14 protein-coding genes, 1 pseudogene and 1 riboswitch are annotated in these 16,773 nt (G+C 65.4%); all 15 genes and pseudogenes read left to right on the top strand.

Going from position 1 to position 16,773, the window contains the following annotated elements; all coding sequences use genetic code 11:
• Positions 1 to 129: pseudogene (locus tag A5791_RS05450) on the top strand (type VII secretion protein EsxI); the annotation flags it as partial.
• A gap of 85 nt (positions 130 to 214) precedes the next feature.
• The gene (locus tag A5791_RS05445; protein ID WP_067232347.1) at positions 215 to 1,117 is read left to right on the top strand and encodes an ESX secretion-associated protein EspG; all 903 of its coding nucleotides are present in this window, start codon (positions 215 to 217) and stop codon (positions 1,115 to 1,117) included.
• Between the two features lie 191 nt (positions 1,118 to 1,308).
• Positions 1,309 to 2,820 carry a type VII secretion integral membrane protein EccD gene (gene eccD, locus A5791_RS05440; protein ID WP_067232344.1) on the top strand — a complete coding sequence of 504 codons (1,512 nt, stop codon included), beginning with the start codon at positions 1,309 to 1,311 and terminating at the stop codon, positions 2,818 to 2,820.
• Entirely contained in the window at positions 2,798 to 4,600 is a 1,803-nt protein-coding gene (gene mycP / locus A5791_RS05435; RefSeq protein WP_067232340.1) for a type VII secretion-associated serine protease mycosin, read from the top strand. Before eccD ends, mycP begins: the two co-directional genes overlap by 23 nt.
• A 13-nt stretch (positions 4,601 to 4,613) precedes the next feature.
• Positions 4,614 to 5,828, top strand: a complete 1,215-nt coding sequence (eccE, locus tag A5791_RS05430) for a type VII secretion protein EccE (protein ID WP_067232337.1) — start codon at positions 4,614 to 4,616, stop codon at positions 5,826 to 5,828.
• Positions 5,825 to 7,657 (top strand): type VII secretion AAA-ATPase EccA, encoded by a 1,833-nt coding sequence (gene eccA / locus A5791_RS05425; RefSeq protein WP_067232333.1) that lies wholly within the window; start codon positions 5,825 to 5,827, stop codon positions 7,655 to 7,657. The genes eccE and eccA overlap by 4 nt, the downstream gene beginning before the upstream one ends.
• Positions 7,658 to 8,004: 347 nt before the next feature.
• Positions 8,005 to 8,181, top strand: a riboswitch (M-box (ykoK) riboswitch).
• Positions 8,182 to 8,467: 286 nt separating this feature from the next.
• Positions 8,468 to 8,767 carry a PE family protein gene (locus A5791_RS05420; RefSeq protein ID WP_067232329.1) on the top strand — a complete coding sequence of 100 codons (300 nt, stop codon included), beginning with the start codon at positions 8,468 to 8,470 and terminating at the stop codon, positions 8,765 to 8,767.
• 14 nt (positions 8,768 to 8,781) lie between these two features.
• Complete coding sequence (locus A5791_RS05415; RefSeq protein ID WP_067232326.1) at positions 8,782 to 10,011, top strand: PPE family protein; 1,230 nt, start codon at positions 8,782 to 8,784, stop codon at positions 10,009 to 10,011.
• Positions 10,012 to 10,740: 729 nt separating this feature from the next.
• Complete coding sequence (locus A5791_RS05410; RefSeq protein ID WP_067232323.1) at positions 10,741 to 11,040, top strand: PE family protein; 300 nt, start codon at positions 10,741 to 10,743, stop codon at positions 11,038 to 11,040.
• Positions 11,041 to 11,064: 24 nt separating this feature from the next.
• Positions 11,065 to 12,345, top strand: coding sequence for a PPE family protein (locus tag A5791_RS05405; RefSeq protein ID WP_082966760.1), 1,281 nt, complete (start codon positions 11,065 to 11,067; stop codon positions 12,343 to 12,345).
• A 10-nt stretch (positions 12,346 to 12,355) separates the two neighbouring features.
• Entirely contained in the window at positions 12,356 to 13,762 is a 1,407-nt protein-coding gene (locus A5791_RS05400) for a PPE family protein (protein ID WP_067232321.1), read from the top strand.
• Between the two features lie 74 nt (positions 13,763 to 13,836).
• Positions 13,837 to 14,160, top strand: a complete 324-nt coding sequence (locus tag A5791_RS05395; RefSeq protein ID WP_067232318.1) for a DUF732 domain-containing protein — start codon at positions 13,837 to 13,839, stop codon at positions 14,158 to 14,160.
• 709 nt (positions 14,161 to 14,869) lie between these two features.
• Positions 14,870 to 15,115, top strand: a complete 246-nt coding sequence (locus A5791_RS05390; protein WP_067232314.1) for a PE domain-containing protein — start codon at positions 14,870 to 14,872, stop codon at positions 15,113 to 15,115.
• A 25-nt stretch (positions 15,116 to 15,140) separates the two neighbouring features.
• Positions 15,141 to 16,394, top strand: coding sequence for a PPE family protein (locus tag A5791_RS05385; RefSeq protein WP_082966759.1), 1,254 nt, complete (start codon positions 15,141 to 15,143; stop codon positions 16,392 to 16,394).
• A gap of 73 nt (positions 16,395 to 16,467) precedes the next feature.
• Positions 16,468 to 16,767: a PE family protein gene (locus A5791_RS05380; RefSeq protein WP_067232312.1), complete on the top strand. Its 300-nt coding sequence runs from the start codon at positions 16,468 to 16,470 to the stop codon at positions 16,765 to 16,767.
• The last annotated feature ends 6 nt before the right edge of the window (positions 16,768 to 16,773 follow it).

Here is a 16,773-nt window from a genome sequence, read left to right as displayed (position 1 = left end):
TTCATCACCCAGTTGGGACGCAACTTCCAGGTGATCTACGAGCAGGCCAACGCCCACGGCCAAAAGGTCCAAGCGGCTGGCAGCAACATGGCCAGCACGGACAGTGCCGTCGGGTCCAGCTGGGCCTAACAATCAACACCAGGCGCGGCAGCACACCGGGATGGTGTGCTGCCGCGTCCTGCAGTGTCCGAGCAAGCAACCCCCGAGGTAACTGATGGATCAGCAGAGCACCCGCACCGATATCACCGTCAATGTCGACGGATTCTGGATGCTCCAGGCGTTGCTGGACATCAGGCACGTAGCACCGGAGCTTCGGTGCCGCCCATATGTATCGACCGATTCCAATGACTGGCTGAACGAACATCCCGGGATGGCCGTCATGCGCGAACAGGGCATCGTCGTCAACGACGAGGTGAACGAGCAGGTCGCCGCCCGGATGCGGGTGCTTGCCGCACCCGACCTCGAGGTCATCGCCCTGTTGTCGCGCGGCAAACTGCTCTACGGCGTCGTCGACGACGAAAACCAGCCACCCGGTTCACGCGACATCCCCGACAACGAGTTCCGGGTGGTACTGGCCCGCCGCGGCCAGCACTGGGTATCCGCGGTTCGAGTTGGCAGCGACATCACGGTCGACGACGTCGCCGTGTCGGACAGCGCCTCGATCGCGGCACTGGTGATGGACGGCCTGGAATCGATCCACCACGCCGAGCCCGCAGCCATCAACGCCGTCAACGTGCCGCTGGAAGAAATGCTGGAGGCAACGAAATCGTGGCAGGAGTCCGGATTCAACGTGTTCTCCGGCGGCGATCTGCGGCGGATGGGCATCAGCGCAGCCACCGTCGCCGCCTTGGGGCAGGCGCTGTCCGACCCCGCAGCCGAGGTCGCCGTATATGCACGCCAGTACCGGGACGACGCCAAGGGGCCAAGTGCTTCGGTGTTGTCGCTCAAGGACGGTTCGGGTGGCCGCATCGCGCTCTATCAGCAGGCCCGAACAGCCGGATCCGGGGAGGCCTGGCTGGCCATTTGCCCGGCGACCCCGCAGCTGGTGCAGGTCGGTGTAAAAACGGTATTGGACACCTTGCCATATGGCGAGTGGAAAACTCATCGGCGGGTTTAACACCTGCGTAACGAGATACCGAGTGCAACAACCTGTTCGAACATAAAGTGCTCTCGAGATGCGAACGCGCCATACTTCTCTAGAATCAGCAGCAAAGCTGACACCAAAGATATCCACATCTACTCACCGCGAGGCGAGTACTCACCGCGAGGCGAGCCACATGAATTGGAATTGGCAGGGGGTGCACGGCGATGACTGCGGTAGCTGACGCGCCACACGCTGACATCGAGGGTATCGCGCAGCCTCGGGCCGTCGTGGTCGGCATCATGGCCGGCGAGGGCGTCCAAGTAGGGGTGTTGCTGGATGCGAACGCCCCGGTTTCGCTGATGACCGACCCGCTGCTGAAGGTGGTCAACAGTCGGCTCAGGGAACTCGGTGAAGCCCCGCTGGAGCCCACCGGACGAGGCAGGTGGGCGCTGTGCCTGGTGGACGGCACGCCGCTGCGCGCTACTCAATCGCTGACCGAGCAGGACATCTACGACGGCGACCGGCTGTGGATTCGGTTCATCGCAGACACCGAGCATCGTTCGCAAGTGATCGAGCACATCTCGACCGCGGTCTCGACGAATCTGAGCAAGCGCTTCGCCGCGATCGACCCGGTAGTCGCGGTGCAGGTCGGCGCGTCGATGGTGGCGATCGGGGTGGGCCTTTCCGCGGCACTGCTGGGCTGGTACCGGTGGCACCACCACACTTGGCTGCCAACGGTTTTCGCGAGCGTTATCGCGGTACTGGTGCTGGCGGTTTCAGTGCTGCTGTTGATCCGGGCCAAGACCGACCAGGATCGACGCGTCGGCGACATCCTGCTGATGAGTTCCCTCGCGGAGCTGACGGCCGCCGCAGCCACCGCCCCGCCCGGACCGCTGGGATCCCCTCACGCGCTGCTGGGTTCCGGAGTGCTCACCGTCGCGGCGATGCTGGCCCTGCGGTTCACCGGTCGCCGGCTCGGCATCTACACGGCGATCGTCACCGTCAGTGCGGTAGCGACGCTTGCGAGCCTGGCGCGAATGGTAGCGATGACCGGTGCCGTCACCCTGCTGTGCAGCGTGGCGCTGGCCTGCGTGGTGGCCTATCACGCGGCACCGTCGCTGGCCCGCCGGTTGGCCGGCATCCGGCTACCGGTGTTCCCGTCGGCCACCAGCCGATGGGTTTTCGAGGCTCGGCCCGACCTGCCCACGACCGTGGTGCGCTCCGGCGGCGGTCCGCCGGTCCTGGAGGGGCCGGCATCGGTGCGCGATGTGCTGCTGCAGGCGGAGCGTGCGCGGTCTTTCCTGACCGGCCTGCTGGCGGGACTGGGCATACTGACGGTGGTCTCGCTGACCGCGTTGTGCGATCCGCACACCTCCCAGCGCTGGCTTCCGCTCATCTTGACCGGGTTCATCGCGGGCTTCCTGCTGTTGCGCGGCCGCTCATACGTCGACCGCTGGCAGGCGATCACGCTGGCCGCGACGGCCGTGCTGGTTGTGGCCGCGGTGGTCACTCGGTACATCCTGGTGCTGTCGTCACCGCTGTCGCTATCGATAGGGGTGGCGATCCTGGTGCTGCTGCCCACAGCAGGTATGACGGCCGCGGCAGTCGTGCCCAACACCATCTACAGCCCACTGTTCCGCAAATTCGTGGAATGGATCGAATACCTTTGCCTGATGCCAATTTTCCCATTGGCGCTGTGGTTGATGAATGTCTATGCAGCAATCCGGTACCGTTAGCGGGCGGAAATGGCGGGGCCGCGCGGCTCGAGCGACCACCGCCGCAATTCTGCTCACTTCAGGTGCATTGGCGGGATTACCGCCCGTCTATGCGGTGACGCCTCCGTCAATCGACCCCGCCGCGGTGCCACCGGACGGTCCGCCCGGACCGGCCGCACCGATGAAGCAAAACTCTTACTGCACCGAGGTCGGCGTGCTGCCGGGAACGGACTTTCGGTCGCAGCCCAAGTACATGGAGATGCTCAACCTGTCCGAGGCTTGGGAGTTCGGGCGCGGCGCCGGCGTGAAGGTCGCCGTCATCGACACCGGTGTGACGCCGCACCCCAGATTTCCGCACCTCATTCCCGGTGGCGACTATGTGATGGGCGGCGGCGACGGGTTGTCCGACTGCGACGCTCACGGCACCATCGTGGCGTCGATGATCGGTGCCGCGCCGGCGAGCGGCGCGGCTGGGCCGCCGGCGGCACCGCGCAAGCCCGTCACGATCCCCACCACCGAACCGCCCCCGAAAGCGCCGCCGCCACAGACGGTGACGTTGTCACCGCTGCCTCAGACCGTGACAATGGTCCCCCCTCCGCCGCCGAAGGAAGAGACCGGAGGCGGAGCCGGAGGTCCGGGAGGTGGAGGTCCGGGCGGCGGAGGTCCGGGAGCGGGAAATCCTGGACTGCCGGGACTGCCGGGCCAGGCGCCGTCGGCTCATCACGGTGGCGGCACGGTGACGGTTCCGGGCTATTCCGGCGGCGGGCGAGTGGTCAGCGTCGGCGGTCCCCGCCCGCTGGATCCAGCGCCCAAGCCACCCCCACCGGCACCGTCTCCGCCGGACGCTTTCAGCGGAATCGCCCCGGAAGCCGAGATAATCGCAATCCGCCAGTCCAGCAACGCATTCGGCCTGAAGGATCCGTACACCGGCGACGAGGATCCGCAAACGGTGCAGAAGATCGACAACGTCCAGACCATGGCGCGCGCGATCGTGCATGCGGCGAACATGGGCGCCTCGGTGATCAACATCTCCGACGTGACCTGCATGAGTGCGCGCAACATCGTCGACCAGCGCGTGTTGGGCGCTGCGGTGCACTACGCGGCGGTCGACAAAAACGCCGTCATCGTGGCGGCGGCCGGCGACAGCAACAAGAAGGACTGCAAGCAGAACCCGCTCTACGATCCGTTGCAGCCCAAGGATCCTCGCGGCTGGAGCGGCGTCACCACCGTGGTCACGCCGTCGTGGTTCAGCGACTATGTCCTCACGGTCGGAGCCGTGGATTCCAGCGGCGCGCCGATGGGCCAGTCGAGTATCGCCGGTCCGTGGGTCTCGATCGCCGCCCCGGGAACCGACGTCATCGGACTGTCGCCCCGAGACGACGGTCTGATCAACGCGATCGACGGCCCGGACAACTCGTTGCTGGTCCCGTCTGGCACCAGCTTTTCGGCGGCGATCGTGTCCGGCGTTGCTGCGCTGGTCCGCGCCAGATTCCCGCAGCTGACGGCATACCAAGTCGTCAACAGGCTGATCCGCACCGCCCGGGCACCGGCTCGTGGTGTGGACAATCAAGTTGGCCACGGAGTCGTCGATCCGGTGGCCGCACTGACCTGGGATGTACCCGAAGGGCCGCCAAAGCCGCCGACCCAGTTATCGGCACCGATGAACGTGCCGACGCCGCCCGCTCGCCGGGATATGGTGCCGGTGTGGGTGGCGGCCGGTGGATTGACCGGTGCGTTATTGATAGGCGGCGCGATATTCGGGACGGCGTCGATGATGCGGCGATCGCGGAAGCAGCAGTAGGGGCGGAGCAACAATGAAGGCTCAGCGCAGGTTGGGACTGGCTTTGTCATGGCCGCGGCTCACCACGGTATTTGTCGTGGACATATTGATCTTGCTGCTGGCCAGCCATTGTCCCAAGGCATGGCAGGGTGAACATCGCGTGGCCTGGTGGGTGGGCGTCGGCCTGGCAGTGTTGGTGGCATTGCTGGCGCTGGTCACCTACCGCGGCATTACGGTGGCGTCGGGACTGGCCACCTGGGTGTGGGACTGGTCCGCCGACCCGGGCACCGCGCTGGCGGCCGGGTGTACGCCTGCGATCGATCACCAGCGCCGCTTCGGGCGCGACACGGTCGGAGTGCGCGAGTACCAGGGCCGGCTGGTCACCGTGATCGCGGTCGGCGGCAGCGGAGAGGAAGCCGCCGGGCGCCATCGTCATCGCACGTCGTCGGCATCCGGCTCCTCGATGGACGCCCTACCGGTGGACGCGGTCGCCGATGGGCTGCGCCAATTCGACATCCACCTCGACAGCATCGACATCGTCTCGCTGAAAGTACGTCAGGGCGGCAACGCGGCGGAGTTGTCCAAGCTCGACGACTGGGGCCCCGAAGAGTGGGAGGAGCTCAACGACCGGCCCCGCTCGTACCAGCACAGCACCTGGCTGGTGTTGCGGATGGACCCGCAGCGCAACGTGGCCGCCGTCGCGGTGCGCGATTCGCTGGCTTCGACGTTGGTAGCGGCCACCGAGCGGCTCGCCCAGGATCTCGACGGACAAAGCTGCGCGGCTCGCCCCCTGACCGCCGACGAACTCGCGGAGGTCGACAGCGCGGTGCTGGCCGATCTGGAGCCGACGTGGAGCCGGCCCGGATGGCGGCACCTCAAACACTTCAACGGGTACACCACCAGCTTCTGGGTGACGCCGTCGGACATCAACGCCGAGACGCTCGACGAGCTGTGGCAGGCGGATACCGAGGCGACGGTGATCACCATCCGGCTCACCAGTCGCGGGGGTCGACCTCAGGTCTCGGCCTGGGTCCGCTACCACACCGAGGGCAAGCTGCCCAGAAAGCTGTCGGCGGGGCTCAACCGGCTCACCGGCCGTCAGTTGGCCGCGGTGCGCGCCAGCCTGCCGACGCCTTCGCTGCGGGCCCGGCTGGCCCTGCCCAGCCGAGGCTTGTACGACCATGACGAATTGATGTTCGAGCTTGGTCAGCCGCAGGAGAGCTCCACGAGCTTGCCTGCAGGGCGATGAGCCGCCCGCAGTCGACCGCCGAAGACGCCCGCAATGCGATGGTCGCCGGATTGCTGGCATCTGGAATCTCTGTCAACGGATTGCAGCCCAGCCACAACCCGCAGGTGGCGTTGCAGATGTTCACCACCGCCAGCAACCTCGATCCGGGAATGTGCGACGCCTGGCTGGCGCGAGTGTTCGCCGGCGAGCAGGGCATGGAAGTGCTGGCCGGCGCGTGGGCAGCGGTGAGGACATTCGGCTGGGAAACCCGTCGTCTGGGTGTCACGGACCTGCAGTTTCGTCCCGAGGTCTCCGACGGGCTGTTCCTGCGGCTCGCGGTAACCAGCGTCGATTCGCTGGCCTGCGCGTATGCCGTCACTTTGGCCGAAGCCAAGCGGTACCAGGAGGCGGCCGACCTCCTGGACAACATCGAGCCTCGCCATCCCTTCGACGCCGAACTGGTCAGCTATGCCCGCGGCGTGCTGTACTTCCGCACCAAACGCTGGCCGGACGTGCTCGCGCAGTTCCCGGATGCGACGGTATGGCGTCATCCGGAGCTGAAGGCCGCGGGCGCGGCGATGGCGACTACGGCGCTGGCATCGCTGGGGGTCTTCGAGGAGGCCTACCGTCGCGCTCAGGACGCCATCGAGGGGGACCGGGTGCCGGGCGCGGCCAACATCGCCCTGTACACCCAGGGCATGTGCTTGCGGCACATGGGGCGCGAGGACGAGGCCGTCGAGCTGTTGCGCCGCGTGTATTCGCGGGATCCGAAGTTCACCCCGGCCCGTGAGGCATTGGACAACCCCACCTTCCGGCTGGTGATGACCGACCCGGAAACGATTGAGGCCCGCACCGATCCCTGGGACCCGGACAGCGCGCCGACCCGTGCCCAGACCGAGGCCGCCCGGCACGCCGAAGCAGCCGCGAAGTACCTGGCCGAAGGTGACGCCGAGCTCAACGCGATGCTCGGCATGGACCAGGCCAAAAAGGAAATCAAACTCATCAAGTCGACGACCAAGGTGAACTTGGCGCGCGCCAAGATGGGGCTTCCGGTGCCGGTGACCTCCCGCCACACCCTGCTGTTGGGGCCCCCGGGTACCGGGAAGACATCGGTAGCACGCGCGTTCACCAAACAGCTGTGCGGGCTGACCGTGTTGCGCAAGCCGATGGTGGTGGAGACCAGCCGCACCAAGCTCTTGGGCCGCTATATGGCCGACGCGGAGAAGAACACCGAGGAGATGCTCGAAGGGGCGTTGGGCGGGGCGGTCTTCTTCGACGAGATGCATACCCTGCACGAGAAGGGCTACTCCCAGGGCGACCCCTACGGCAACGCGATCATCAACACGCTGCTGCTGTACATGGAGAATCATCGCGACGAGCTGGTGGTGTTCGGCGCCGGTTATGCCAAGGCGATGGAAAAGATGCTCGAGGTGAATCAGGGTCTGCGACGGCGCTTTTCGACGGTCATCGAGTTCTACAGCTATACGCCGGACGAGCTGATCGCGCTGACCAAGTTGATGGGCCGGGAGAACGAAGACGTCATCACCGACGAAGGGGCCGAGGTGTTGTTGCCCTCGTATACGAGGTTTTACAACGAACAAAGCTACTCCGACGACGGCGACCTGATCCGCGGCATAGACTTGCTCGGCAATGCCGGCTTCGTGCGCAATGTCGTTGAGAAGGCGCGCGATCACCGCAGCTCTCGGTTGGACGACGAGGACCTGGATGCGGTGCTGGCAAGCGATTTCACCGAGTTCAGCGAGGATCAGCTGCTGCGTTTCAAGGAGCTGACTGGCGAGGACCTGGCCGAAGGCCTCAGCGCCGCGGTGGCCGAGAAGAAGACCGAGTAGCCGCCGGGACGGCGGGCCTGGCGGGTCACGTGTTCGCCAGTCCCGAATTAGGTTGCACGGCAGAGTGTTTCATAGCCTGAGGTATTTTCGCCGCGTGCGTGTGCACCCTGGGCTTGGGGTGTGCATCCTGGGCGAAGATTCGCGGCGGATGCCGCCTCCCAGGCGCACACCAAACGCTTACGGTTCACACCGGGAGTTCTCACCATGTCCGCAGCATCTACCAACCTCGTTCTTTCCTGGTGCCGGAGTGTCGCATGTGACCAATGGGCGAAGTCAAGTGCAACTTTGTTGCAATAAGGGGCAAGTTGGGTTGACTCACCGGGTTGTGAGTGCCAACATTTCCTAGGTATGCACCTCGCTAGGTGAGGCGTCTACACGGATACAGGCCACTGACCTCGAACGTCGAGAGACGCCCAGGGTCAGGACAGCTCTTCCCGGCTTAAGGGTTGAGCCCAAGTGGCTTCCGGTTGCGATCCAGCCGGATACGCCGTGTGGTGCCAAAGCTCTGACGAGAGGGGTGCCGCGCCCAGCGTCTTTGTTGGGCCCTCATCCTTGTGTGCGACATGTGGCATCCCCGTATGCCCTGGCCGTGAGGAGGTGATAGCGAAATGAGTCCCGGTGATAGTCCGTATCCCAGATCGATGACCATTTCGTTGCGATCCAACCCCGGCACCCTCTCAGCAGTCTGAATCGGCTAACGCCGCAGACCGCACGTGTCCGCCGCGCGCACACGTGCGGGTGCAATGCGGCCAGCACGCAAGACTCAGCCACCACGCCCGGGTTCGATCTCTAAAGATGAGGAGAAGCCCGATGTCGTTCGTAATTGCGCACCCAGAAGCACTGGCCACGGCCGCCGGCCACTTGAATGCGGCCGGATCGATCATGGCCGCGCAGAACACCGCCGCGGCGGCCATGACGACGGGACTGTTCCCCGCCGCGGCCGATGAGGTATCCGCCCTGACAGCAGTGCAATTCAGCGCTCACGGTGCGATGTACCAGGCGGTCAGCGCCCAAGCCACGGCCATTCACGAGATGTTTGTCGAGATGCTGCGCTCCAGCGGCGTTTCCTATGCGGCCACCGAAGCCATCAACACCCTCGCCACCCGCTGAACGGGAGATCAACCATGACACTGGATTTCGCGATGCTTCCGCCCGAGGTCAACTCGGCGCGGATGTACACCGGACCGGGTTCGGCCCCGATGCTGGCCGCGGCGTCGGCGTGGAAAGGACTGGCGGCCGAATTGCGTTCCACCGCATTGGTTTACGACTCGGTGCTGACCGGGCTCACGAGTGAAGGCTGGCATGGTCCGGCGTCGGCATCGATGACCGCCGCTGCCACGCCGTATGTGACGTGGATGGGCACCACCGCCTTGCAGGCCGAGCAGACCGGCGCGCAGGCTGAGGCCGCCGCCGGGGCCTTCGAGGCCGCCTTCGCTGCCACGGTGCCACCGCCGGAGATCGCGGCCAACCGCGCTCAGCTGGCAGCGCTGGTCGCCACCAACATCCTGGGCCAGAACACCGCGGCGATCGCGGCCACCGAGGCCCAGTACGCCGAGATGTGGGCCCAAGACGCCGCTGCGATGTACGGATACGCGGCGTCCTCGGCGATGGCCAGTCAGGTCAGCCCGTTCGCACAGCCGCAACAGACCACCAACCCCAGCGGACTGACCGCGCAATCAGCGGCGCTCGCCCAGGCGGCGGCCACGCCGGCCGGAACGCAGCAAAGCACGCTGTCCCAAGTGATCTCGACGGTTCCCGGCACGCTGCAGGGAATGGCCTCACCTCTCTCGTCAGCCACGCCGACGACGGGTTCTGGGGATCTTCTCGGCATGCTGCTAGGGGGATCCTCGGGAAATACCGCGCTCGACAACTTCTGGACTGCGTGGGGACCCAACGCCAACATCTGGAACACCATTTTCTCGTCGGGCTTCTATATGCCGGGTAACTGGATGGGCACCGCGGCCGACTTCATGGGACTGGCCGGCGGACAAGCTGCCCAGGAGGCCGGACAGGCCGCCGGGGCCGCCGCTGCGGGCGCCGAAGGCGCGCTGGGCGGCGCAGCTGGCCCGCTGGGCAACCTCGGGGCGGTTGGTGGCGCGGTGTCAGCGGACCTGGGCCGTGCCTCGCTGGTCGGCCCATTGTCGGTGCCGCCGAGCTGGACCGGCCCCGCACCCGTCGGCGGCCCGCTGGCGTCAGCGTTGGGGGGCACACCGATGATCGCCCCGTCGCCGGCGGTGGCGGCGGGCATGCCGCCGGTACCGTTCGGCAACTTCGGCGGCCAGGGATTCGGTCGCGCCGTGCCCCAATATGGCTTCCGCCCGACCTTCGTCGCACGTCCGCCGGCAGCGGGATAGCACTCCGGTTGGCGGTTGCCGCAGCACCGCGCAAAATTCCTTGCCGCTCACAGGAGATCAACAGCTGGGCGTCAGGTTTTGACGGCAGGACAAATATACGCTGAAGATCGTATGGCGATTGTTTGTCGATGCGGCGTCGGCCGAATGGACGCCTGCGTCGCGTCCTGTGCCGTGCCGATATTAGTTCAATATTTCAGGTAAACATGTGCGGAGCGCGCGGCCACGGCGACACGCCGAATCGCACCGGGCACGTTGGCTAAAATATTTCGGTCGCGCCATTAATCGCGCTTGAGTTCAGCGGGGTACCGGTGATGTATCTCTCATCGGCAGTGTGAATGTGCCGTTTTACTCTGCCTGGAGAACGTATTGCCAGGACGCCCATTTTATGTCGTTGAACTGCTCTTCTAGTGGCTAGCTGTGTTAACTGCAACGCAAATCTCACATGCGCCGTCCCAACTCTGAATTTCTTTTTTACATCGTGATTACCTGGCGGGAACGCCCTGTGCATGAGTTCCGATCACGATGGTCACCGTATTGAGAGTGGCCTGTACCAGCACCGAATAACTGGCCGATCCGGCGCATTTCGTATGCGGTGCGCGGATTTGCCGCTAAAAGTCAGCGGATCCTCATGGCCATGGCGGCCATCTAAGGGAGTAGCGGCAATTCGCCGGCCGCACACAACGAATGCCGAAAACAGTTTCCTAGCGACACAGTTATAGCGAGGTACCGATGTCTTTTGTGACCACACAGCCGGAAGCGCTGGCAGCAGCCGCCGGCGACTTGGCGGGTATCGGATCGGTGATGACGTCCGGAAGCGCGGCCGCAGCCGCCCCGACGACCGGAGTCATTCCGGCCGCCGCCGACGAGGTTTCGGCGCTGACCGCCGCGCAGTTCGTCGCGCACGCGCAGCTGTATCAAGCGATGGCTACGCAGGCCGCGGCGATTCACGAACAATTCGTCGCGACTTTGACGGCCAGCTCAGCGTCATATGCGACCACCGAGGCCGCCAACGCGGTCGCTGCGACGTGAGGGCCGGAGGTACCGGGGGTGTTTATAGACTTCGGGGCGCTTCCGCCGGAGATCAATTCGGGGCGCATGTATGTGGGTCCGGGGGCCGGACCGATGCTGGCCGCCTCCGCGGCCTGGGATGAATTGGCCGCCGAGTTGCAGTCCACGGCAGCCGCATACGGGGCGACGATCGAAGGCCTGACCTCGGGACCTTGGACCGGGCCCACCTCGATAACCATGGCCGCAGCGGCGATGCCGTACGTGGCGTGGATCAACCAGGCCGGCGTCCAGGCAGAGCTCGCGGGCACCCAGGCCAAACTCGCTGCCGCCGCCTATGAGACCGCCTTCGCGGCGACGGTGCCACCGCCGGTGATCGCGGCCAACCGCGCATTGCTGATGTCCCTGATCGCCACCAACATCTTGGGGCAGAACACCCCGGCGATTATGGCCACCGAAGCCCACTACATGGAGATGTGGGCGCAGGACGCCGCCGCTATGTATGCGTATGCCGGCAATTCGGCGTCCGCGGCGCAGCTGACGCCCTTCACCGAGCCGCCCCAGACCACCAATGCCGCGGGGACCACCCTGCAATCCGAGGCGGTGTCTCAGGCCGGCGCCCAGAGCGGCCTGATCAACGGCGTGCCGAGCGTCCTGCAGAACCTGGCGAATGCGACCTTCGCACCGACAACGCCGACGTCGACAGCGGGGAATATCTTCTCCGGCCTCGAATCAGGCACCACACCCATCTTCAATTTGCCGGCAGTGCCAACCGAGCTCAGCAACTGGAACACGATCATGTCCACGATTGCGTCGGGGCCCTACTCCCTGCAAGGGCTCACTTCGATACCCGGGGGTCCGTTCCTGTCGTTCGGGCAAATGTACGCCTACGCCCAAAACGGGCAGGGTCTCCAGGCATACTTCACACCGCCCAAACCCATTAGCGGGGCGTTGGCGCCCTTGGCTACCGAGCTGGCGCCGCATGTGCCGTCCGCGAGCTTAACCGGCGCTCCAGTGTCAGGGACCATGGGCCGATCGGCTCTGGTCGGCAGCTTGTCGGTGCCCCAGGGGTGGACTCAAGCTGCCCCGGAGATCAGAACGCTGGCTTCGGTGCTGCCGGCCAACCTTGCAGCAGCCCCGGAGGTCGCAATGGCGGGCGAGGGCAGCGTCTTCGGCCAGATGGCTCTGTCCAGCCTGGCCGGACGCGGCCTCGGTGCTGCCGCGTTCGGATCCGGCAGCGGTGCAGCGACGGCTCGCTCGCTGGGCACGGCAATCGAGGCCGACCCCGCGGCGGCGACGATCTTCGTGATTCCGGCGCTCGAGGACTAGGGGTACCGACATGTTTTATGCAGCGTTTCCACCGGAATTCAACTCGGGCCGCATGTACAGCGGTCCCGGATCCGGCTCGATGCGGGCTGCCGCCGCCGCCTGGAGCGGGCTGGCCACCGAACTGCAGTCGACGGTTGCCTCCTATTCGGCGGTGATCGATGCTTTGTCCAGCGGGCCGTGGATGGGGCCCTCGTCGGCGAGCATGGCGGCCGCGGTCACGCCCTACCTGGCCTGGATGCAGAACACCGCCGCGCAGGCCGCCGAGGCCGCGACTTCGGCCACCGCAGCGGCAGCCGCCTACGAGACGGCGTTTGCCGCGCACGTCCCGCCGGTGGAGATCGCGGCCAACCGCAGCCTGCTGGCACAGTTGGTGGCTACCAACATCTTCGGGCAGAACACGGCGGCGATCGCAGCCGCCGAGGCCCAATACGGCGAAATGTGGGCCCAGGACGCCGTGGCGATGGACAGCTACTCGAGTTCCTCATTGGCCGCCAGTCAGGTGACGCCTTTCAATCAGCCGCCGCAGATCACCAACGCGGGCGGCCTCCTCAGCCAGTCGGCGGCGGTGAGTTCAGCGGCCGGAACCTCGGCCGGCAGTGCGCAGTCGGCGGTGTCGTCGCTGGCGTCTGTGCCCGGCCCGGCGTCTGGTCTGTTGCAAATGGGATCCAACCTCAGCACCGAGTACACGGACACGATGCGAGGTTTGATCAATACGGTCTTCGGGCCAAACGGTTCTTCCTGGTACGAAGCCCTCTACAACGCCGTCAAGACGCCGCTCAGCTTTACCACCGGCTTCAACGACATCGGGCTGATCGTCAACTTTCCCGCGTCGCAGTTTCTGAAGTTCGCCCCGCACGCGACCGCTTTCGGCGACCTTCCCAAAGACGCGTTGGCGGGCGGGCTTACACCGCACTGGGGCCGCGGCTGGTTGACCAGCTCCACCAGCCCGGTACAGGCCGATTGGGGTCGTGGTGTGTTGGTCGGGAAGTTGACGGTGCCGCCGAGCTGGGCCACCGCGACCCCAGGCGTCAGGATGGTCGCCGCCGCATTGTCGGCCGCCGGCTCGGACGCGGTGCCGGCCGCCGCGCTCGGCGAAGCAAGCCTGTTCAGCTCAATGTCCATGGCAGGCATGCTGGGCAGCGCCCTCGGCGCCGGTGCCCCCAGCGCTGCTACAGGCATCGGCGTTCGAGGCCGTCTCACTCCGGTCAAAGACCTCAAAGACAGCACCTCGCCGGAAAAGCTGAAACGAATGGTCGCCCAAATCGCGGAGAAACCGGAAAGCGTGCAGCACCACAACGTCGACGAGGAGGGCCTCGACAGTCTGCTCGAGCAACTGTCGAAGAAACCGGGCATCCACGCGGTGCACCTGACCAAGGGCAAACCCAAAGTGGTGCCCTCGGATGCTCAGTTGGGATAGGCCATGCGAAAAGCATTGCATGACAGGCAATTCAGTAGACGGCAATCATCACAACGGGAACAGGATGGTGCTCCATGAGAATGCTACTGGCTTTGTTCGGCGTCTCTGTCGCGATCGGCCTGGCCGCGCCCGCGTATGCCGAACCGCAGGAGTACGGCGTCGCTGATGACGCGGGCTTCATCGCGGCCCTGCGTGACAGCGACATCGGCTTCAGCAGCCCAGCTCAAGCCATCGCGTCGGCCAAGGCGGTGTGTACGTGTTTGGACAACGGTGAATCCGGCCTGGAGTTGATTCACGACCTCAAGCTCCGGAATCCGGCCATCACGATGGAGCACGCCAGCACGTTCGCCGTACTCGCGGCGAAGTTCTATTGTCCCCATCAGCTGTCCAAAGCTTAGTGCTGGCACCGCGGATTCCTTGGCGGATAACCGATCTCGATTTTCAGCGCGACGTGGCGGGGAGCCTGGTATCGACCAGTGGTGACCACCCCGACCCATCTGTCGGCAACTGCCGCACGGCGAGTTGAAGGCGGCTTAACCGCGCAATAGGCGGATTGATATTGAGTTCCATCATTTGGAGTGCTGCCGATCAAACGAGACTACGGCTATACACAATTCAAATAAACCGGCAATCCCGCACCCGCGCCCACCAATTCCTGGCCAGCCGCACATTTGACTCTGCGCTTAATAGCACATATCAACATTCGCCGAAGGCAGCGGTTCGCGGACGGCTTTGCCGCCAACGCGGCAACCCGCCGAAACCACCAAAGCGTCAGCCAGTGTTTGCCATACGAGGCCTCCAGCTGGCGATTCGGCAGATCACCGGGTAACTGGCGGGCTGCCGTCGACACAGCACCGCGCCGGGGCGGGTGGCTGGAACGCGCGGCACGCGAGTTTGCAGCATGACGCTGCTGTAGTAAATGCCCGCGGCCGTCAGCACCAGCCACCGGCCAATCTGATGGATTTCATATGAACTGCATAGCGCGGGCGGCAAGCCCCCAGAACCGTGATTACCATGGCGGCCATCTAAGACCCGCATGGAATAGGTAAGGCAGCTCACCCGCGCCGCCGACATATTCCCGACGAATGGTCATCAGGGAGGTAGTTCATGTTATTTGTGACCGCGCAGCCGGAGTCGCTGGCAGCCGCTGCCAGCAACCTGGCCGGGATCGGGGTGGTGGGCACCGCCCCAAGCGCGGCCGCAAACGCTCCTGCAGCTGGAGTGAATATCGTTGCCACCGAAGAACTCTCAGTGCCTGCGCCGCCGCAGGCCGGGGCCGTTATTCAGCGGTTGCCAGCCGGTTCAGCTTGGTCTGCGGCCACCACCGCAGTTCACCCGTTCGCGGCGCAGTAAGGAACCGGGGGTAACGGGCGTGTTGGTGGATTTCGCGGCGCTTCCGCCCGAGATCAACTCCGGGCGGATGTACGCCGGCGCGGGGGCGGGACCGATGTTGGCAGCTGCGGCGGCCTGGGATGTGCTGGCTGCTCAATTGCATTCCCACGCAGCGTCTTACAGCTCGACGGTGGCGGGGATGACGGTCGGACCTTGGCAAGGCCCGGCGTCGACGGCGATGGCGGCCGCGGCGGCGCCGTATGTGGCGTGGATGACGACGACGGCAATGCAAGCGGAGCAAGCGGCCTTGCAGGCCAAAATCGCCGCCGTCGCGTACGAGACCGCATTCGCGGCGACGGTGCCCCCACCGGAGATCGCAGCTAATCGCAGCCTCCTTATGACGCTGATTGCCACCAACATTTTGGGCCAGAACACCGCGGCGATCGCGGCCTGCGAAGCGCTGTACGCCGAGATGTGGGCGCAGGATGCCGCGGCGATGTACGCCTATGCAGCCTCGTCGGCGGCCGCCGCACAGCTGACACCGTTCGCCGAGCCACCGCCGACCACTGCACCGGGGGCCGTCGGCGGCCAAGCCGGGGCCGTTGCGCAAGCGGCCGCCTCACCTGCGTCGAACATTTCGGCAGAGCTGTCTCAGCTGGTCACGTTGGTTCCCGGTGCGCTGCAAGGGTTGGGAACGGCAGCCCCGTTGGCGGCGACGCCGGCGGCCTCGGTCATCGACTTCCTCTACCCGATCTCGGCAGAATTCCGCTCCATTTTCCAAGCCATCACCGGCGCTTACAGCCCAATTGTTCCGTTCGTTCTGGGTGGCGGCTGGTGGCTTTTTGCACTTCAGCTCCTGGGCCTGTCGCAGAACGCGCCCGGCGTTGCTGCACTGCTCAACGACAAGGGTGCGGTCGGTGCGCTTTCGCCGCTACGGGGCGGCTACGTTTCTTTGGTTACGCCGAACTCCGGGGCGGGAGCGGTGACGGGATCCATGGGCCGCGCGACCCTGGTCGGCTCGCTGTCGGTTCCACAAGGCTGGGTGGCGGCCGCCCCGGTGCTGAAGACGTTCGCATCAGTCCTGCCGAGTACGAGTTTGGTTGCTGTGCCGCCAGTTTCGGCAGCTCCGCAGGGCGCTCTGTTCGGGGAGATGGCCGCAGCGAGTCTGGCCGGACGCACCTTCGCGGGCGCTGGTGTGCACACCGTCAGTAACGGCACCCGGGCCACGGGCGGCTCAGGAACATCGGACCCCACTGACACGGCTACGACGGCCACCATCATCGTGGTCCCCGCGGATTAGGTGGGGGATTTCGTTGTCGGATCTGACCGGATCGCAGGACTGCAGAGACCGCTAAGGAGAAAGAGTAAGAAGCATGAGTTTTGTTACGGCACAACCGGAGATGCTGGCAGCTGCGGCCGGAAACCTGCAGGCTCTCGGCTCTTCGATGAGCGCGGAGAACGCTGCCGCGGCAGCCCCGACGACAGGCGTGGTTCCAGCCGCCGCCGACGAAGTGTCGGCGCTCACCGCCGCGCAGTTCGCCGCACACGCGCAGATGTACCAGGCGGTCAGTGCTCAGGCGGCGGCGATTCACGAGATGTTTGTGAGCACTCTGGCGACCAGTGCCGCATCATATGCAGCCACTGAGGCTGCCAACGCGGCCGCTGCAGGCTAAGAGTGC

Source organism: Mycobacterium sp. 852002-51163_SCH5372311 (assembly GCF_001667115.1).
Lineage (GTDB): Bacteria > Actinomycetota > Actinomycetes > Mycobacteriales > Mycobacteriaceae > Mycobacterium.
Note: the sequence above shows the minus strand (reverse complement) of the source record. Positions and strands in the feature narration are given on the sequence as shown.

Excerpts from the sequence above, each read along its gene's own strand:
- A5791_RS05415 (WP_067232326.1), top strand. The coding sequence starts at position 8,782 with ATGACACTGGATTTCGCGATGCTTCCGCCCGAGGTCAACTCGGCGCGG.
- eccA (WP_067232333.1), top strand. The coding sequence starts at position 5,825 with ATGAGCCGCCCGCAGTCGACCGCCGAAGACGCCCGCAATGCGATGGTC.
- A5791_RS05400 (WP_067232321.1), top strand. The coding sequence starts at position 12,356 with ATGTTTTATGCAGCGTTTCCACCGGAATTCAACTCGGGCCGCATGTAC.
- eccE (WP_067232337.1), top strand. The coding sequence starts at position 4,614 with ATGAAGGCTCAGCGCAGGTTGGGACTGGCTTTGTCATGGCCGCGGCTC.
- A5791_RS05380 (WP_067232312.1), top strand. The coding sequence starts at position 16,468 with ATGAGTTTTGTTACGGCACAACCGGAGATGCTGGCAGCTGCGGCCGGA.
- A5791_RS05395 (WP_067232318.1), top strand. The coding sequence starts at position 13,837 with ATGAGAATGCTACTGGCTTTGTTCGGCGTCTCTGTCGCGATCGGCCTG.
- A5791_RS05445 (WP_067232347.1), top strand. The coding sequence starts at position 215 with ATGGATCAGCAGAGCACCCGCACCGATATCACCGTCAATGTCGACGGA.
- eccD (WP_067232344.1), top strand. The coding sequence starts at position 1,309 with ATGACTGCGGTAGCTGACGCGCCACACGCTGACATCGAGGGTATCGCG.
- A5791_RS05410 (WP_067232323.1), top strand. The coding sequence starts at position 10,741 with ATGTCTTTTGTGACCACACAGCCGGAAGCGCTGGCAGCAGCCGCCGGC.
- A5791_RS05420 (WP_067232329.1), top strand. The coding sequence starts at position 8,468 with ATGTCGTTCGTAATTGCGCACCCAGAAGCACTGGCCACGGCCGCCGGC.
- A5791_RS05390 (WP_067232314.1), top strand. The coding sequence starts at position 14,870 with ATGTTATTTGTGACCGCGCAGCCGGAGTCGCTGGCAGCCGCTGCCAGC.
- mycP (WP_067232340.1), top strand. The coding sequence starts at position 2,798 with ATGCAGCAATCCGGTACCGTTAGCGGGCGGAAATGGCGGGGCCGCGCG.